The sequence below is a fragment of the Micromonospora sp. ABR4_055 genome, assembly GCF_056160425.1.
Genome location: NZ_JBSWXD010000361.1, coordinates 1 through 447 on the forward strand (window position 1 = coordinate 1; position 447 = coordinate 447).

Here is a 447-nt window from a genome sequence, read left to right on the forward strand (position 1 = left end):
CCGGGCCCGCCGAAAGCGGTCGGCAAGGGCCGGTTCAGTAACGGGTTCATCGCGATGCTGCTGGTCGAACGGTTCGTGGCCGGGCGCTCCCGGAACTCCCTGATCGCCGGGCTGGCACGCCAGGGCGCCGAGGTCAGCTCCTCGACGTTGGTCGGGACCTGCGCGGCCGCCGGGACGTTGCTGGCGCCGTTGGAGGAGCGGATTGTCGCCCGGTCCCGTGATTCGTGGCATCCGCACGCCGACGAGACGTCGTGGCACGTGTTCACCCCCGATGGTGGTGACGGGCCGGCCCGCTGGTGGCTGTGGGTGTTCATCGGCGCGGACACCACCTGTTTCGTGATGGACCCGACCCGCGCGGGCCTGTAGGGAGATCTGTGTAACGGATGTCAGTAGAAGTCCGTTATGACCGGTGGGTAGCCGGTCGACACAGTGAGGACCAGTTTCGAT

The 447-nt window shown here is 67.6% G+C and carries 1 protein-coding gene; it reads left to right on the top strand.

Annotated features, from left to right (window positions below; translation table 11 throughout):
* Window positions 1–366, top strand: a 366-nt coding sequence (locus ACXAHD_RS32395) for an IS66 family transposase (protein WP_475055223.1), incomplete at its 5' end; no start/stop codon positions are given.
* Between the last annotated feature and the right edge of the window lie 81 nt (window positions 367–447).